The organism is Vibrio sp. 10N.286.48.B8 (assembly GCF_003050085.1).
Classification (GTDB): domain Bacteria; phylum Pseudomonadota; class Gammaproteobacteria; order Enterobacterales; family Vibrionaceae; genus Vibrio; species Vibrio crassostreae.
Window position 1 is genome coordinate 1 of sequence record NZ_PIGD01000006.1, and the last position, 17,547, is coordinate 17,547.

The window sequence follows — 17,547 nt, forward strand, 5'->3', positions numbered from 1 at the left end:
GCCACTCGGGAACCCCTCCAGGGTGTGTCTTACTTTTCACAAAGTAAGCCTAAATTGATGTTTTCCCATAAGCCCATCAACTAGGTTGTTCTCTTAACTCTCAAAAGAGGTAAGAAGAATATGGTGGAGGGAGACGGATTCGAACCATCGAAGGCAGTGCCGGCAGATTTACAGTCTGCTCCCTTTGGCCACTCGGGAACCCCTCCAGGGTGTGTCTTACTCTTCACAAAGTAAGCCTAAATTGATGTTTTCCCATAAGCCCATCAATCAGGTTGTTCTCTTAACTCTCGAAAGAGGTAAGAAGAAATATGGTGGAGGGAGACGGATTCGAACCATCGAAGGCGGAGCCGGCAGATTTACAGTCTGCTCCCTTTGGCCACTCGGGAACCCCTCCAGGGTGTTTTTTCCTAACTCATAATGGATAGGCTAAAGAGATGTTTTTCCCAACGCATCTCTCAAGTGCGGAGCGCATCATAGCAAACACGTTAAACGTGTAAAGGGTTTTTCTTATGGTTTTGTGTTAAATGCTGCCTTTTTGGGCAAAGATGGCGAAAAGTACGCATATTGCTCGTGAAGTGAACATCTGTACTAAGGTTTACGTACTGAGGGGTAACACCTTGAGGTGATTGGCTTTCTGTATTGTGTTCAATGTGTCTAAAGCGTGATGAAACGTAAATGGAATTTAATCTAGATTTACACTTCTTGACGTTACAGTATTCATTAGTTGATAGAATACGGTTAATTTCATTTATAGATAATAAATCTTACTTGCAGACCATTATTATGAAGCATAAATCTGTTATAACCCTGCTTAGCTTGTCTATCCTTATGGCGTCTCCAGCCGCACTTGCTAAACGTATGGGCCCTAGCACTGTCACTGTTGTTACTGAGCAGGTTGATATTCACCAAGTTAGCCAATCTCTTTCTTTGGTCGGTAAGTTAGAAGCCGAACAATCTGTAATGATCACTTCTGAAGTGGCTGGCCGAGTCGACTCTATCAAGATCAAAGCGAACCAAGATGTCACTAAAGGACAGATGTTGGTTCAGCTAGACGACGACAAAGCGAAAGCAGCCGTCGCAGAAGCTCAAGCATATCTAAAAGACGAACAACGTAAGCTGGCGGAATTTCAACGCCTAGTGAAACGTAATGCGATCACTCAAACGGAAATCGATGCACAGAAGACCAATGTTGAGATTGCGAATGCCCGTTTAGCTGCGGCAAATGCCAACCTAAAAGATCTTCACATCAGCGCGCCTTTCTCTGGCACGGTCGGTTTTATCGACTTTAGCCGAGGCAAAATGGTGACATCAGGTACCGAACTGGTGACTCTAGATGATCTGTCTGTGATGCAGTTAGACCTACAGATCCCAGAACGCTACCTTTCAATGCTATCAAAAGGTATGAAAGTCACCGCTCGCACTAGCGCGTGGGGCGATACTCAATTTACCGGTACAGTGGTTGGCATTGATTCTCGCATCAACGCTGAAACCCTGAACCTACGAGTTCGAATTCACTTCGACAACAATAACGATTACCTAAAGCCGGGCATGTTAGTGTCGGCTGATATGGACTTCCCACCGGTTGAAGCGCCGATCATCCCTGTACAAGCGTTGGAATACTCAGGTACTAAACGCTTTGTTTACGTGATTGGTGAAGATAATAAAGCGACTCGTACCGAAGTTTTCCTTGGCGCACGTATCGATAACGAAGTTGTGATTGAAAAGGGCATCGAGATTGGCCAGAAAATCGTGGTGCAAGGCATTGTGAATATGCGTGACGGTGTGTTGGTTCAAGAGCTCGCTGTTAATCGCCCTGCAGGTTCTGCAAGCGATAAAAAAGCACAAGAAGGCGCTAACTAATGTTGTTATCTGATGTTTCTGTAAAGAGACCAGTAGCGGCTGTCGTATTGAGCCTGCTATTGGTTGTGTTTGGTATTGTCTCTTTCAATAAGCTCGCCGTGCGTGAGATGCCTGATATTGAAAGCCCGGTGGTTTCGATCAGTACTCGTTACGAGGGTGCATCGGCCACCATCATTGAAAGCCAAATAACCTCCAATCTTGAAGACCAGTTATCCGGTATCAGTGGTATCGATGAGATCGAGTCTACGACGCGTAACGGTATGTCGCGTATTACGATTACCTTCGAATTGGGTTACGACCTTAATACGGGTGTCAGTGATGTTCGTGATGCGGTAGCTCGTGCGCAGCGTTCCCTGCCAGATGAAGCCGACGATCCGATTGTTTATAAGAACAACGGTAGTGGCGAAGCATCGGTTTATATCAACCTAAGTTCAACCGAGATGGACCGAACGCAGTTAACAGACTATACAGAACGTGTGTTGATTGACCGTTTCAGTTTGATCTCTGGTGTGAGTTCGGTGGATATCTCGGGCGGCTTGTACAAAGTAATGTACGTGAAGCTGAAACCTGCTTTGATGGCTGGCCGTGGTGTGACTGCGTCTGACATTACTGCAGCGTTGAACAGTGAGAACATTGAAAGCCCGGGTGGTGAAGTTCGTAACGATGCGATCGTTATGTCGGTTCGTACTGCACGTTCTTATACTGAAGCAAAAGACTTCGAATACCTCGTTGTAAAACGTGCTTCTGATAACACGCCTATTTACTTGAAAGACGTAGCAGATGTTTACATCGGTGCAGAGAACGAAAATTCGACCTTTAAGAGTGACGGCGTTGTTAACGTAAGTATGGGTATTGTGCCTCAATCAGATGCAAACCCACTTGAGGTGGCTGACTTAGTCCATAAAGAAGTTGAAGCGATTCAAAAATTCCTGCCTGACGGTACGCGTTTGGCTGTCGATTATGATTCAACGGTCTTTATCGATCGTTCTATCTCAGAGGTATACAGCACACTCTTTATTACGGGTGGCTTGGTTATCCTTGTGCTTTACGTCTTTATTGGTCAAGCACGTGCAACGCTGATCCCAGCGGTGACGGTTCCTGTATCTTTGATCTCGTCGTTTATTGCGGCGTACTACTTCGGTTTCTCTATCAACCTGATTACCTTGATGGCACTTATCCTGTCTATCGGTCTGGTTGTAGATGACGCCATCGTAGTAGTAGAGAATATTTTCCACCATATCGAGCGTGGCGAATCGCCATTGCTTGCCGCTTATAAAGGTACTCGTGAAGTAGGCTTTGCGGTAATCGCAACGACGCTCGTACTGGTTATGGTATTCCTGCCAATCTCGTTCATGGATGGCATGGTAGGCCTGCTATTTACGGAGTTCTCTGTATTGCTGGCAATGTCGGTGATCTTCTCGTCTGTCGTGGCATTAACGTTAACGCCAGTTCTAGGCAGTAAGATCCTAAAAGCGAATGTGAAACCTAACCGCTTCAACTTGTTCATTGAGCGTGTGTTCGGCAAACTTGAAAAGGGTTACAGAGCGGTATTGCGCCGTGCTCTAAACTGGCGTTGGGCAGCTCCAATCATCATTATTGCGTGTATGGGCGGTAGCTATGGTTTGATGCAACAAGTGCCTTCGCAACTGACTCCGCAAGAAGACCGTGGTGTTATCTTTGCGTTCGTTCGTGGTGCCGATGCAACCAGTTACAACCGAATGTCTGCCAACATGGACATCGTTGAAGAGCGCCTAATGCCGTTGCTTGGTCAAGGTTTCTTGAAATCATTCAGCATTCAATCACCAGCGTTTGGTGGTAATGCGGGTGACCAAACAGGCTTCGTTATCATGATCCTAGAAGATTGGGATGAGCGTGATGTGACGGCGCAAGAAGCCTTGAACGAAGTTCGTAAATCGTTGAATGGCATCCCTGATGTGCGTGTATTCCCGTTCATGCCGGGCTTCAAAGGCGGTTCAAGTGAGCCCGTTCAATTCGTACTTGGCGGTTCTGATTACACTGAACTTCAGAAGTGGGGTGAACTGTTAAAGCAAGCGGCTGAAGACTCGCCAATGATGGAAGGCGCGGACATCGATTACTCTGAGAAAACACCAGAGCTATTGGTTACCGTAGACAAGCAGCGTGCTGCAGAGCTGGGTGTGAGTGTTTCTGATATTTCAGACACGTTAGAAATCATGCTTGGCGGCCGCAGTGAAACCACCTTCGTTGACCGTGGTGAAGAGTACGATGTTTACTTGCGTGGTGATGAAAACAGCTTCAATAACGCCAACGATTTGAGCCAAATCTACATGCGAACTCAGTCTGGTGAGCTAGTCACGCTTGATACACTGACGCACATTGAAGAAGTGGCATCATCGATTCGTTTGTCGCACTACAACAAGCAAAAATCAGTAACCATTAAAGCGAACCTAATGGAAGGTTACACGCTGGGCGATGCGCTGGATTTCCTTGATGAACAAGCCATTGAACAGCTGCCGGGTGATATCTCAGTAAGCTACTCTGGCGAGTCTAAAGACTTCAAAGAGAACCAATCGAGCATCTTAGTAGTGTTTGCGTTAGCGATGTTGGTAGCCTACTTGGTACTTGCAGCGCAGTTTGAGAGCTTCATTAACCCGCTGGTGGTGATGTTCACCGTACCTATGGGTATCTTTGGTGGCTTCTTAGGCTTGGTGCTGATGAGTCAAGGTCTCAACGTCTACAGCCAGATCGGCATGATCATGTTGATCGGCATGGTAACTAAAAACGGTATCTTGATCGTTGAGTTTGCTAACCAACTCCGTGACCGTGGTATCGAGTTTGAAAAGGCGATCATTGATGCTTCGGCTCGACGTTTACGTCCAATCATGATGACGGCATTTACTACGCTAGCAGGCGCAATCCCATTGATTACTTCAACGGGTGCAGGCTATGAAAGCCGAGTCGCCGTGGGTACGGTTATCTTCTTCGGTATGGGCTTTGCGACTTTGGTTACTCTGTTCGTAATCCCTGCGATGTATCGGTTGATTTCTGGTACGACACGTTCTCCAGGTCACGTAGAAGCGCTTCTAAACAAAGAGCTAAGCCATGACAACGTGGGCAGAACCAGCCACGGTTAATCTGCGTACTTAATAACGTCGATTAGCAGCAACACTAATCAATAAAGCCCGACAACTTACTCGTTGTCGGGCTTTTTGTTGCTTATGAGGTATGAGTTTAGAAAGACAAGCTTATCTATTGAGCCCTATAGGTCACTTAGGTATTTGAGGGTTTCAAGCAATTCATCCATCGAGCGATGACCTCTTAAGTTCACCATGTAGCGGCCGTTTACGATGAAAGTAGGAATGCTAGCAATGGCGGTTTGCTCTGTTTTCGCTGCTGCTTCTTCCATCAACTGAGCCCATTGTTGCTGTTGGCTTTCCGTCATATCTTCTAGCTTTACAAGCTTATGCGTTCTAAAGAAGGTATCGATGTCGGTCGGTTGGAGTGGGCTCTTGGTTTGAACCATTAAGAACAGTTCATTGAGCACTTCGTGAGATAGGTTAGGCTGTTGAACCAATACCGTGTAGTAAAGGCTGGCCGCTTGTTGTGTCGATTCATTAAAAATAACGTGAGTACGGTGCAATGTTAGTTCACCAGAAGCTTCTTTATCTTTGAGTAGTTCGGTCATCTGCCAACAAGGTGTGCAGGTTAATGAGAAAAACTTGTCTATCTGATGGTCTGTTGAATAAGGATTCTCCAGAAGTGTGTATTGTTCTCCTTCGGTGGGAGACGCATAAGTGACTGAGCTAAAAATGATAGACGCTAATAAGAAAAGTACGGCTTGAAATCGTTTCATGGGAGTTCCGGTTTATCGGTGTAGTGACAAAAAGTGCCCATCACACAAGGTGCAATAGGCTTGGTATTGGTTTATTGATGAATGTTTTGAAAAGCCTGCGTTTGCTCCTAGCGAAATGCGGGCTTTTTTTGTATAACAATATCTGCTCAACACATTAAAAAATGAAAACTATTAAGGGACACCAAAGTGGCTGAATTTAAATACAAAGATCTTTCTCAAGAAGAACAAGACAAGCTGGATGCAGCAACCTTTCGTCGCCTGTTAGCACACCTAGACAACAACAAAGATGTACAAAACATCGACCTGATGATCTTGGCTGGCTTTTGCCGTAACTGCTTCAGCAAATGGTACAAAGCGGAAGCTGAGCAACAAGGCCTAGACCTTGATATCGATGATGCTCGTGAGCGTGTATACGGTATGACTTACGATGAGTGGAAACAAAACCACCAACCAAAAGCAACACCAGAACAACTGGCTGCTTTTGAAGCGAAGCAAAAGCCAGAATAATCTCGTGTCATTGGTCACCGATGACACACAAAAAGAGCCCATCAAGGGCTCTTTTTTATTTTGGAACGGGTGCTTATTCTCGCGCTTACGCTAGCTCACCGGTTTGAGAGAAAGCTTCTAACTTCGCTGCGTAAGGCTGTAGATCACCAATGTTGTTGTTCACCCACTCATCATTGAAGTAAGTGTCTAGGTAACGCTCGCCGCTATCGCAAAGCAAAGTCACGATAGAGCCTTTCTCACCGCGCGCTTTCATCTCACTTGCCAGTTGAAGCACACCGTACATGTTGGTACCTGTAGATGCGCCAACCTTGCGGCCAAGAATATCAGACAACCAATGTGTGGTTGCGATGCTTGCTGCGTCTGGAATCTTACGCATTTCGTCAACCACACCTGGAATGAAGCTTGGTTCTGCACGTGGACGACCAATACCTTCAATCTTGCTGAATGTGTTGCCTTTGACATTGGTATTACCCGTTTTGAAGTACTCATGGAATACTGAGTTCTCAGGGTCGACAACACAAAGCTTAGTCTCATGCTGTTGGTAACGAATGAAACGGCCGATCGTTGCTGAAGTACCACCCGTACCCGGGCTCATCACTACCCAAGTTGGAACCGGGTGATCTTCCATCTGCATTTGATTGAAAATCGAGTTCGCAATGTTGTTGTTACCACGCCAGTCGGTTGCACGTTCAGCGTAAGTAAATTGGTCCATGTAATGGCCATTAAGTTCCGTCGCTAAGCGGCGAGACTCGTCGTAAATCTCATCTGAGCGATCAACAAGGTGTGCTTGGCCGCCGTAGAATTCAATCTGTTCAATCTTTTTCTTCGCTGTGCATTTCGGCATTACCGCAATAAATGGAAGACCAAGTAGGCGAGCAAAGTACGCTTCAGACACAGCCGTGCTACCAGATGACGATTCAATGATCGTGGTTTCTGGGCCAACCCAACCGTTACAGATAGCGTATAAGAACAGAGAACGCGCCAAACGGTGCTTCAAAGAGCCTGTTGGGTGTGTGCTTTCATCTTTAAGGTAGATATCAATGCCTTCGATGCTTGGAAGGTCTAGCTTGATAAGGTGCGTATCCGCTGAGCGTTGGTAGTCGGCTTCAATTTTACGAATCGCGTTGTTAATCCATTGATGGTCAGTGCACATAAGCGTTCTCCTGATCTTGTGTAGGAATTCTTTGTAATTGGTATGGTTATAATTTAGCTAGAACTGGAGAGAAAAACTTTGCCATATTTGCTTTATTTTGACTAAAATGTAGAAAATTATTCTATTTAAATGCGATTTGGTGAAAGTGTGATAGATGCCGTAGATAAAAAAATATTAGGGTTGTTACAGGAAGACAGCACGCTGTCACTGAACGATATTTCTGAAGCCGTTAACCTCACGACAACGCCTTGCTGGAAGCGTCTCAAGCGTCTTGAAGAGAACGGCATCATCGAAAAGAGAGTGGCGTTGCTGAATCCTGAGAAGTTAGATCTTTCTTTTACCGCGTTCGTATTGGTTAAGACCAGTGATCATTCTCATGAGTGGTATGGGCGCTTTGTGAATACTGTGTCGGACTTTCCAGAAGTGATGGAGTTCTATCGCATGGCCGGTGAGTATGATTATATGATGAAGGTGCAGGTTAAAGACATGAAGTGCTTTGATGACTTCTATAAGCGCTTGGTTAACAGCATTGATGGGATTTCTAATGTGACTTCAACGTTTGCTATGGAACCATTGAAGTACACAACAGCACTACCACTATAATTAGCCTTATCACCACGCCACATCTTGTCTCAGTTTAGACATCGCCTCTGCGATAAAGAAAAGGATTATTCATGTTTGCAAAAGTCTCTACCGCTATCCAATTGGTGTTAGCTGTCTCCATTTTTTATTTGGGCTACACCATCTACTCGTTCACCAATAAAGTCGGTGAAATCGTCGATACTTACCCTCAGGTTATCGAAGACTTATCGGGGCTAACCAAAGGGTTAAAAGTCGAAGAGATGTTAGCGTTTGCTGAGCATGTCAGTGAATTGGCTCCTCAGGTGTTAGACACGGTTGATGAAGTGAGAAAGACCATCGACCAAGTTAACCAAACCGTTTCGTCGGTTGATGGAAAAATTCCCGCGATTTTGGATGAAGTGAAAAACGTTCGCACCGAAGTTGAGCAGGTAAGAACCGAAGTTATCCCACCAACGCTGACTGAATTGAAACGCTACCGTGTCGATGTGATGCCACCAATGCTTGCGGAAAGTAAATCTTACCGCGAACAAACTATCCCTGTTGTTGTGGCTGAATCTGAAATGCTGAGAGCCGAAGTGCCGGGTATCTTGGATCAAGCAAACTTACTAGCAGATAAGAGTAAAGCACTCGCTCAGGGCGCTGCCGAAGGTGCTGTGAAAGGGGTAGTGCTGTCACCATTCAACCTGCTTAGAGACGCGGGAGATGGCATTAAAACGCGAGTTCAAAGTGAATTCGAGCCGACGCTAGAAACTGAATAGAACTATTGATTCTTGAGCAATGGTTCTCCGTTGATGTTAGAAAAAAAGGGGCTAGGTATGATAGCTAGCCCCTTATTGTTTGGTGTGCGAGTTGAATGACTTACTTAGTAAAGCGCATCACACCTTCTTGAACGGCAGTCGCTACTAGCTCACCTTTCTGGTTATAGATCTCGCCGCGAACTAGGCCACGAGTGTTGGCTGCTGTCGGGCTTTCAATCGCATAAAGCAACCACTCATCCATTTTGAACGGACGGTGGAACCAGATCGAGTGGTCAATCGTCGCAACTTGGAAGTTTGGTGTCATGATAGACACTTCATGAGGATGAAGCGCCGTCACCAAGAATCCCCAATCCGATGCGTAAGCAAGCAGATATTGGTGAATAAGCTGGTTATCTGGCAGCGCACCATTCGCTCTCACCCAAAGGTACTGCTTTGCTTCGGTCTTTTTAGGCTTCAGTGGGTTAACAACCGTTACAGGGCGCATCTCAATCGGCTTTTCACCACAGAAGGTCTTACGTAGTTTCTCTGGTAAGAACTCCGCAATGTGGCTCGCGAGCTCAGTTTCAGAGGCAAAGTTCTCTGGCCCAGGGATGTTTGGCATTTCATTTTGGTGTTCAAAACCTGGTGCGTCACCATGATAAGAAGCCGTGAGATAGAAAATAGGGCGGCCATTTTGAATCGCTTTAACACGGCGTGTGCTGAAGCTGCGTCCATCTCTTAGGTTCTCAACATCGTAAATAATTGGCTTTTCAGGATCGCCGGGAAACAGAAAATAACTGTGGAACGAGTGAACACTACGGTCGTCTTGAACAGTATAACGAGCAGCGGAAAGCGCTTGTCCCAATACCTGACCGCCGTAAACTTGTGGCAGACCAAGGTTCTCACTTTGCCCACGGAATAAACCTTCTTCCAGTTTCTCTAGCTGAAGTAAACTTAGTAATTCTTGTAAAGGTTGACTCATCGCCAGCATTCCTCTTCGTAAAATGGATGTCAGATTATGGTGTTAATCATTAAGATTAGTCAGATATCTGTCAATAAATCATAGGGTTTCAAGACAGAATATGAAAGCTCTCTTATAATTAGCGGGTAGATTTGCCAGTCCGGCAAACATGTTGAGAGAAATTGAATATGAAAAAGGCTCTAATTCTTATTACGTCTTTAGTATCGTTTGGCCTACTTGTTGGCTGCCAAGCAACATCAGAAACGAACGCTTCTCAGGAAGTGGCTGCAGAGAACACTCAAGTGATTTCAGGAACAGTAAGCTATCGCGAAAGAATTGCATTGCCAGAGAATGCAGTGGTTACCGTTACGCTAGAAGATATTTCACTGGCTGACGCACCATCTACTGTTATCGCAACTCAAGAATTCACCACTGACGGTAAGCAAGTACCGTTTGCATTCGAGCTGAGGTACGACAACAACAAAATTCAACCTAACCACCGTTACAATATGCGCGCATCGATTCATGTTGACGGCAAACTGCGTTTCACAACTGACACGATTAAGTCAGTGATTACAGACGTAGAAAACACGCAACAAGCAGACCTACGCTTGGTTGGTGTTCGTTAATTAGAAATGGATTCCACAGTTAAGGCATCTTAATTAACGTCTTTCGATAGATGGCAGCTCTAGGGCTGCCATTTGTATATTCTGAGCTTGACCTTTCCTGCGTCACTCACTTCAATCCCTTCTTCAACCAGATGTTTCTTCTGGCGATCAAACGAATCACCCTTCAAAGAGATCTCGCCTTTACTGTTGATCACACGATACCAAGGCAGTTTGCTTCCTTCTGGTAAATTCCCCAGCGCTTTTCCTACATGCCGCGCATAGCCCGGAAATCCTGAAAAACGTGCTATGTCTCCATAAGTTGTTACTTTCCCATATGGAATTTGGTGAATCACAGCAAAGATTTGGCTCAAAAATTGGTCCATACTAAATGTTCCTAGTTCATTAATACCACGGATCGGTAGAAGGAGAGAGCTATGGTTTTTTCGACATTTCAATTTCTAATTACAACATTATTAGCCGTTGTTTGCGCTAGAGCAATCAGTTTAAGTGAAGGGGACATCCCAGTGCTTGCTATGGTCATTCCTGCATTATGGATTCTACCGCAGGGTGGTATCGCAGGTTTAGCTTTGCTTGCAGCCATGACGACTTACGGCTTAACCCTCCCCTTACAGCCAATCACGCTTTCAGTCAGTGCATGGGTGCTATTCCCACTGCTGATGGTTGTTTTCTCAAGACGCAGCAGTTTGTCCGTCGTGATTATTTCAGGTTTAATTGTCACCACCTTACAGGTTGGGATTATGGTCACGCAATCGGCAGGAAAGCTTGATGGCGCTCCTTGGATCACCACACTGCAGACGTTGTCTATCATCGTGATTTGGTGGGCAGCGAATCATCTAAAACCCGCGAGTCGACACAGCTGGTGGTCATTGGGCTTGATATTGCCATTATGGATAGCCGACTTACCTTATGCAGCTTTGGTGGCCTTGTGTGTCACGGGCATCATGGCATCGATGGAAACACTTAATCGATTGAAAACTTTCCGTTGGAACAAGCTCCTGTGTTGGACTCTGCCCACGGTTGGCTTTGCTGCTCTGGTGATAACGCCAAGCATTGAGGTGCCAAGCCCTGTGTTTGTGGTGTGGTTGTGTTTGTTGGGTACCGCATGGATGACAGACTACATCATTCGTACTGAAGATAACGAAGACATCGATATCTAGTGTCTACTCAATCTAAATGATGTTGTGTGAGAACTTCAAATCACAGGTAAATGGCGAATTTACCTGCGATTTACTGGTGGTTTGAATAAAGGATAAGCACTTAGACCACAATTGCTCAAAAAGAAAGGGGAAGGGCTTGCAATGGTTGCCGGGATGCTTAATAATCCAATCACTCTTTGAGGCAAGCCTCTTAGAAAACGAATCTATGGGGGCCTGGTCCTCCCGCAACAATAGCTCGTGAACTCGGTCAGGTCCGGAAGGAAGCAGCCGCAGCGTGTGACTTGTGTGCCGGGATGTGGCTGGGTTCCCACCCTTTAAAAAAGCCGCTCTTAACGAGCGGCTTTTTGCTATCTGAAGCTTTCCAAGTGTCTTGTCCAACAAGGGTTAGGCTTTGTGGTCTTTTGTCGAATACCTCCTGCTTTACTTCTTTCTAAGCTTAGTCCCTTTCATCAGGCTTATTCGTTCATCAGTTTTGCCAAATACGTTCAAGCTGAATGAGCTACTCGCTTAGTCACTATAGGCTGTCAATCTAAAATGGCTTTGATAAAAAGGCGCTTCACGATTTGCAAACATCATTAATAGTGACGCTTTAGTTGCGATGAATACTGACTGTGTGTTGTTTGTTTGTCTCGTTGTTAAAGCGGTACGAAGCGAGTATGTGATAGCAACATTCAAGGGAGCGAGCGAGTCGCAATTAACAAACCACAGCAAAGTTTTTTTGCTTCCATCTTCAAGCGCCTCAAGAAAATCTGAATTCTCTTTTGCGGATAATGCTGCCGCTGCCGTGTCGTATTCTGAAAAGTCTAAATAGTGAACATCAATGCCTTCTTTATCGGCGAGTATGGAGGCATATTTGATGAAATCAGAGTGAATTACCGCCGAGTCAGCGGCAGAAATCCTAAAGTCCATATCCCAAGCGTGTTGCACGAAAAGTTCAGGAGTTATGTGATTCTCCGGTAGGGGGCTTTCTTTATTTTTATCCAATCTAAACTCAGCCACGGTTATTATATTTACGTTTAATAGGATTAATCATGAGTAGTCAATGTACCACCACAAACCAAGGAGCCGGCGAATCTAGCAAAAGCGCTAGCAAGGTTTTGCCCCATTATCATTTTCGTTGACGAATAAGTCGATAGAAAACCACCTCCAATCTTGATGTTTATTGCATTTTTATTCACTTTTTGAATGGGTAAATTTTCACTCTACTAATTAGGTTTCATGTATTCACATGTGTCCAGCGATGTAGAGTCTTTACTCATTCATATTATCGTACATTTAATTAACACTCCCACCTTGTAGGCTTTAGAAATCTCATTTTTATTGAACCCTCTCTTAAGCCTCGTGGAGTCAGAATTACAGTTCACTCCCCCGAGTTGGCGAACTTTAGCAACTTGGAAAAAATCCTACTTTGAAGCGGGTAGAGAACCACGGGCACTCATACCCAAGCATACGTATAGGGCAACAGTCGAAGAGAAATGGATTCACAAGCCTTGATTAATGAGGCTATTAATAATGTATACCTGACTCGCGAGCGACTTAGTGCTGCTGAATCATACCGATACTATAAGAGTCGCGTAATGGCTTTGTTGCGTAAATCAATGGAACTAAATCAAGAACCAACGATCTGATCAGCAATGTTCACTCCTTCTCGTAGCTCTATGCCTAAACCTCTTTACAAAACAAACAATTGGAAGAATACAACTAATCACTCATTAACCGTGGCTCTCTGACGTTTTAGATTGATGAAGAAGCGATAAGTGGCTGGATGCAAAGTAAACAGAATAAGCGCGGGAGGCCACGTCGGTTCAGTGATTTAGCTAGCACGACAGCGCTGCAAGGATTTATCGACTCGATATTTAGGTTAGTCCATGTACCGTTAAGTTGTCCGCATTACACCTACATCAGTAGTAGAGTCAAGCAAGTTGAGGTCTCATTTAAGACTAAAACGAGAGGTGTGATACAGCACCTGGCCATTGATGCGACTGGCCTTAAGGTTTTTGGCGAAGATGAATGGAAAGTAAAAAACCACGGGACAGATGGCAAAAGTAGAGTCTGGCGAAAGCTGCATATTGCCGTGGATACAAGCACTCATGAAATTTTAGTAGCCGAGCTAAGTTTATCGACGGTTACAGATGGAGATGTACTCCCGAACTTACTGAAACAAACACGCCGAAGCATCTTTGAGCTGTCTGGTGATGGCGTTTGTGATACGAGAGCATGTCACGATGCGATTAAGATTAAGCGAGCTGTTGCGCTTATTCCTCCAAGAGAAGGGGGGAACGGGGTCATCCTCGAAATCTCGCCGTGGGTTGCCAGGAGTTATATGTCTCAAATAAGTATTGGAAAGAGCGGTATGGATAACACTGACGTTCACTACCAGAAACAGCGATGTATCGAGTTAAACAGTTACTAGGAGGACGATTGAGCTTAAGAAATTACAATGCGCAGGTGGGTGAGACTTACGCGATGATAAAAGCGTTGAACAAGCTTACTGGGTTAGGTATGCCTGAAACTTGTTGTATTGACTAAGAAACACACAAAACGGGGTAGTTCTATCTATAAATTTAATTACGCAACAAAGCCACCTTTACCTCTTCGTTGACTCGAAAAAATCAGCATTTCAAAAATGTCATGATTATTCATAACTTGTAACAAGGTTAAACATTGGTTATTCGTGTTAAATTTAATGTGATAAATGTCGCATTTCTTTACGTGGTTGTTTTGAAAAAAATAAAATTCAACATACTTTTCGGTCGGTTCTATTGTGTGCGTATTTGCATATTACGTTTTTTTAATTAAATAATGAAAATAATAATGAGCTTAATAAATAAAAAATTCCAAATAACTGAGTTAGATATAAAAAATTTCCAGCAAGATGGATTTGTTCTTCTAAAAGGTGTCTTTTCCCAAGAGTTTATTAGTACTGTAAAAAATAAAATCGATAATGATATTTCGGCACCAAGTGATAAATATCAATCAGGCTTTAGCCGTATTGCTTTTGACTTATTTGCAGGTGACGAAACGATTGCATCTTTAATGAATAACACTCATTTTAGAAAGGTAATGAATCAACTGTCTGGAAAAGAGCTGCTATATACACAAGGATTGGGGTTTGAGCTTAAGAAAAATGATAGCAAAGGTTTTCCTTGGCACATAGGAACACAAAGTTTTGGTTATCAACAAGCAGAAGATTTCGGTTGTACCATATGGACCCCACTTGTTCCTATTAATAATAATAATCAACAAGGTGGAATGGCTTATGTTCCTAAATCAAAGGTGTCTGGAGAGTTTTTGTACAACGATATCGATCCCGTTGTGTTTGAAATGACTCAGAGAAAAATCGAAACCAATTCAGAGCTCTCTCTAGAGGAATTCGTGCACCTGCGCGATGGGCCGCTAAATGATGCTGCAATGAAAAAGATTCTCGACTTCTTTGCAGTACAAGATGATTACGAACTGGGTGACGCATTGATCTTCGATAAGCATGTTATCCATCGAAGTGTGTTTTTGAAAGATGGTCCAATTGATGCTCGCGCGGCGTTTGTAATGCGTTTTGTATGTTCGGAATCTAAATATGATAAGAAGCGAGCGTTAAACCTAGAAATTCCAAGAGAGCACTTTAAATATGAAGGCCCAACTCGATTCCACTTAGATGTGTGTAAAGAAGATGGCGAGCTAATAAAGAGAAGTAGCTTATTCAACTGCGATATTGAAACAAGAATATTAGCCACTAATTAAAGGAAGGTGCCAGCCAAACTTTATTGGCTGGCAGTTTAATATAGATGAATACAATCATTTATTTACCCATTACTTTTCTCGCTTTTTTACAAGGCGGGTTTTCACTTCTTTCGCTTTACCTATATCAATCTGGAATTGATCAAGAAAGCATTTCGATGATGCTGCCTTTTATGGGTATTGGTGGGTTACTTGGGGGGATTTTTGGTGGCGTTTCCAGTGACCGTTCAAACCCTAAAAAAGTGCTTATGATAATGGCCACACCCTGGCTTTTTATCCCTGCGCTCATCTCTCAAAACAATATGCTTGTCCAAGTGTGTGCGATCTTTTTGATTGGCATGTCGTTGGCGGGGTGCCGCTCTGTGATCTTGTACATTATTACTTCTCAGAGGAATAAAGACCACATCAACCACTCTTTGTCGATCCGACGAATCATCATTAACTTATGCGTTGCTGTAGGCAGTGGCATGATGGGTTTTATCATTACTCAGTCCAACGATTTCTATGCTGTGTATTTGCTCTTTTTCGGCTTAGCAACGTTTGCTTCAATCGCAATTTACAAAGTTGACATGAATAAGTTGTATGTTCTGGATGTTGTTGAGAGCAGGAAGTCTAGAAGCCAATCACTATATTTTTTTTCCATCATTTCTATTACATTGTCGCTTATTTGCTTTAGCTTTATTCCTGTTTACTACACGATTTATATTGTGAGTGAAAAGCAATTTCCGACCGATATAGCTGGTTACATCTTCACTTTTAGTGGCGTCATTATTGTTCTATTTCAGGTTAAGCTTAGTACACTAACAAAGAATATAGATATCCATTATCGAGTGATAAGTGGTGTTCTGATCCTTTCTTTAGGCACATTCAGTGTGAAATATATCAGTGATTATGCTGGGTTGGCTTTATCTGTGAGTGCATGGACATTAGGAGAGATGTTGTTATTTGTTCCTGCTGTTCAATTTATATTGGAATATACAACGAGCAAGAAAGGCAAAACGATTTCCGTTTATCAATCTTTATTTTCTGTATCCGATTTTATTGCACCAATTTTAGGTGGTGCTGTTATTGCCTTTAGTTTCTCGTATATATGGGATATCTCTTTAGCGCTAGGTATCACTTCATCAGTGATCATATTAATAATAAAACAAAAGTGTGGAGTAAAAAAATGAAAGTTATCAGTATTAACACGGCGAAAAGACACAACGCATTGGCGGTAGAATTTTTAAAAGAAAGAAAAATTGTAGTTTGTGTTAAAGATGCTGAGTATGCCGAGTTAAGTGATGAGGTGCTGGACCACGCTTATAAGGTGATTACCTTTAGTTCCGAAGAAGGATTGATGAGTACGTTGGTGACACTAGAGTTCTTGAATGCTGATGATCGTGTTTTCTCGGCATCTGAAGATTTTATGTACTTAGCTGCGCAAATAAGAAAACACTTTGGTCTTGTGGGCATGACAGTGATTGAAACAGCCTACTTTAGGGACAAGTGTTTAATGAAAGAAAAAGCGTTGGCCGCTGGCGTAAATGTACCTCGATATGGGGCGTATCAATCAAACCTTACGTTCTCAGATATTACCCAACACGTTGGGTTGCCTTTTGTTCTAAAACCGAAGGATTCAGCAGGGGCATTTGGTGTGTATGTGATTAGAAGTCAGTACGATTATGATGATGTTATCAATACATCTAAGATTGGCTTGGGTTATGAGTACGAAGCGTTTGTTGAAGGGAAGTTGTACCATGTTGATTTATTGATTAGAAATGGCGAAGTTTGCTTCCAAGCTGCTTGTGAATACTCGTTCCCAAACCTTGATTTTCAATTCGGTAAGCCTTGCCTTTCTTTGGTTCTGGAAGAAGGCCATGAATTGTATGCCCAATTGACGAATTTCGCTGCGTATGCGGTGAAATCTCTTGGCTTAAAAAATGGCCCTTCTCATGTCGAAATCTTTGTAAAAGAGAGCGGTGAGTTGGTTTTCCTTGAAGCCGCTTGCCGTACACCGGGTGCGATTATGGTTCCTATCTATCAGGCGCAATTTGATATGAATATGATTGAGATGGCGCTGGATATTGAGTGTGGGTTGGATATTGCAGAGATAGTGAAAAACGACTCTTATTGCATGGGGGGCATTTTTCCTGCGAAGCAAGGTCGAATAAATAAGATCAATGAAGTCAATTTACAGTCTGAGTTTGAGCTTAACCTCGGCTGTCAGGTGGGAGACTGCTATGATGGTGTCGATAGCGTAAAAAACTTGTCGGGATCGATTGTAGTAAAAGGAAAGAGCTACTCAGAAGTGCTCGCTGATTTTGAGGTATTGAAAGTTCTTTCTCTCGTTGAATAACCAAGCTTTTCTTGCTTGAACTCGTATTAAGGAAGGGCACCGTGGTGCTAATGCCG

Annotated in this window: 15 protein-coding genes, 2 tRNA genes, 1 other RNA gene and 1 pseudogene; 12 read left to right on the forward strand and 7 right to left on the reverse strand. The window is 43.7% G+C overall.

The annotated features are described in order from the left end of the window. Positions 1-121 precede the first annotated feature (121 nt). Positions 122-206, reverse strand: a tRNA-Tyr gene (locus CWO08_RS08900). A 103-nt stretch (positions 207-309) separates the two neighbouring features. Next, positions 310-394: transfer RNA gene (locus CWO08_RS08905), tRNA-Tyr, on the reverse strand. Positions 395-783: 389 nt separating this feature from the next. Here CWO08_RS08905 and CWO08_RS08910 point away from each other — a divergent pair. After that, positions 784-1,860 (forward strand): efflux RND transporter periplasmic adaptor subunit, encoded by a 1,077-nt coding sequence (locus CWO08_RS08910; protein WP_146161757.1) that lies wholly within the window; start codon positions 784-786, stop codon positions 1,858-1,860. Beyond that, positions 1,860-4,973 (forward strand): vibriobactin export RND transporter permease subunit VexH, encoded by a 3,114-nt coding sequence (gene vexH, locus CWO08_RS08915; protein ID WP_108020301.1) that lies wholly within the window; start codon positions 1,860-1,862, stop codon positions 4,971-4,973. Before CWO08_RS08910 ends, vexH begins: the two co-directional genes overlap by 1 nt. Positions 4,974-5,098: 125 nt before the next feature. On the opposite strand, the gene CWO08_RS08920 is transcribed toward vexH, so the two are convergent. Beyond that, the gene (locus CWO08_RS08920) at positions 5,099-5,692 is read right to left on the reverse strand and encodes a thioredoxin domain-containing protein (RefSeq protein ID WP_108020302.1); all 594 of its coding nucleotides are present in this window, start codon (positions 5,690-5,692) and stop codon (positions 5,099-5,101) included. Positions 5,693-5,878: 186 nt separating this feature from the next. Here CWO08_RS08920 and CWO08_RS08925 point away from each other — a divergent pair, with 186 nt between their 5' ends. Continuing rightward, positions 5,879-6,199, forward strand: a complete 321-nt coding sequence (locus CWO08_RS08925; RefSeq protein ID WP_004736423.1) for a DUF1244 domain-containing protein — start codon at positions 5,879-5,881, stop codon at positions 6,197-6,199. An 85-nt stretch (positions 6,200-6,284) separates the two neighbouring features. Here the strand turns inward: CWO08_RS08925 and CWO08_RS08930 are convergent, their stop codons facing one another. Then, entirely contained in the window at positions 6,285-7,352 is a 1,068-nt protein-coding gene (locus CWO08_RS08930; RefSeq protein WP_017631053.1) for a PLP-dependent cysteine synthase family protein, read from the reverse strand. A gap of 129 nt (positions 7,353-7,481) precedes the next feature. Between CWO08_RS08930 and CWO08_RS08935 the strand changes: the two genes are divergently transcribed. Together CWO08_RS08935 and CWO08_RS08940 are read left to right on the forward strand one after the other, a co-directional pair. Further along, a complete protein-coding gene (locus CWO08_RS08935) occupies positions 7,482-7,955 on the forward strand; it encodes an Lrp/AsnC family transcriptional regulator (RefSeq protein WP_017631052.1) in 474 nt (157 codons plus the stop codon). A gap of 71 nt (positions 7,956-8,026) precedes the next feature. Continuing rightward, a complete protein-coding gene (locus CWO08_RS08940; protein WP_048658196.1) occupies positions 8,027-8,692 on the forward strand; it encodes a hypothetical protein in 666 nt (221 codons plus the stop codon). A 100-nt stretch (positions 8,693-8,792) separates the two neighbouring features. Here CWO08_RS08940 and tesB read toward each other — a convergent pair whose 3' ends face one another. Continuing rightward, positions 8,793-9,653 carry an acyl-CoA thioesterase II gene (gene tesB / locus CWO08_RS08945; RefSeq protein ID WP_026084268.1) on the reverse strand — a complete coding sequence of 287 codons (861 nt, stop codon included), beginning with the start codon at positions 9,651-9,653 and terminating at the stop codon, positions 8,793-8,795. A gap of 167 nt (positions 9,654-9,820) precedes the next feature. Between tesB and CWO08_RS08950 the strand changes: the two genes are divergently transcribed. Beyond that, complete coding sequence (locus CWO08_RS08950; protein WP_108020303.1) at positions 9,821-10,261, forward strand: YbaY family lipoprotein; 441 nt, start codon at positions 9,821-9,823, stop codon at positions 10,259-10,261. Between the two features lie 59 nt (positions 10,262-10,320). Here the strand turns inward: CWO08_RS08950 and CWO08_RS08955 are convergent, their stop codons facing one another. Continuing rightward, positions 10,321-10,623 carry an MGMT family protein gene (locus CWO08_RS08955; protein WP_017631048.1) on the reverse strand — a complete coding sequence of 101 codons (303 nt, stop codon included), beginning with the start codon at positions 10,621-10,623 and terminating at the stop codon, positions 10,321-10,323. Between the two features lie 51 nt (positions 10,624-10,674). On the opposite strand from CWO08_RS08955, the gene CWO08_RS08960 reads away from it, so the two are divergent. Further along, entirely contained in the window at positions 10,675-11,418 is a 744-nt protein-coding gene (locus tag CWO08_RS08960; protein ID WP_108020304.1) for a hypothetical protein, read from the forward strand. Between the two features lie 211 nt (positions 11,419-11,629). Beyond that, positions 11,630-11,726, forward strand: an RNA gene (gene ffs / locus CWO08_RS08965) — signal recognition particle sRNA small type. Between the two features lie 199 nt (positions 11,727-11,925). Here the strand turns inward: ffs and CWO08_RS08970 are convergent. Next, positions 11,926-12,402: a hypothetical protein gene (locus CWO08_RS08970; protein ID WP_258185293.1), complete on the reverse strand. Its 477-nt coding sequence runs from the start codon at positions 12,400-12,402 to the stop codon at positions 11,926-11,928. 674 nt (positions 12,403-13,076) lie between these two features. Between CWO08_RS08970 and CWO08_RS08980 the strand changes: the two are divergent. From CWO08_RS08980 to CWO08_RS09000, 4 genes and pseudogenes are all read left to right on the forward strand, one after another. Further along, positions 13,077-13,947 (forward strand): annotated as a pseudogene (locus CWO08_RS08980) (IS5 family transposase). A 285-nt stretch (positions 13,948-14,232) separates the two neighbouring features. Then, positions 14,233-15,156: a phytanoyl-CoA dioxygenase family protein gene (locus tag CWO08_RS24210; protein ID WP_258185294.1), complete on the forward strand. Its 924-nt coding sequence runs from the start codon at positions 14,233-14,235 to the stop codon at positions 15,154-15,156. A gap of 44 nt (positions 15,157-15,200) precedes the next feature. Further along, complete coding sequence (locus tag CWO08_RS08995; RefSeq protein ID WP_258185295.1) at positions 15,201-16,325, forward strand: MFS transporter; 1,125 nt, start codon at positions 15,201-15,203, stop codon at positions 16,323-16,325. After that, a complete protein-coding gene (locus CWO08_RS09000) occupies positions 16,322-17,491 on the forward strand; it encodes an acetyl-CoA carboxylase biotin carboxylase subunit family protein (RefSeq protein WP_108020305.1) in 1,170 nt (389 codons plus the stop codon). Before CWO08_RS08995 ends, CWO08_RS09000 begins: the two co-directional genes overlap by 4 nt. The last annotated feature ends 56 nt before the right edge of the window (positions 17,492-17,547 follow it).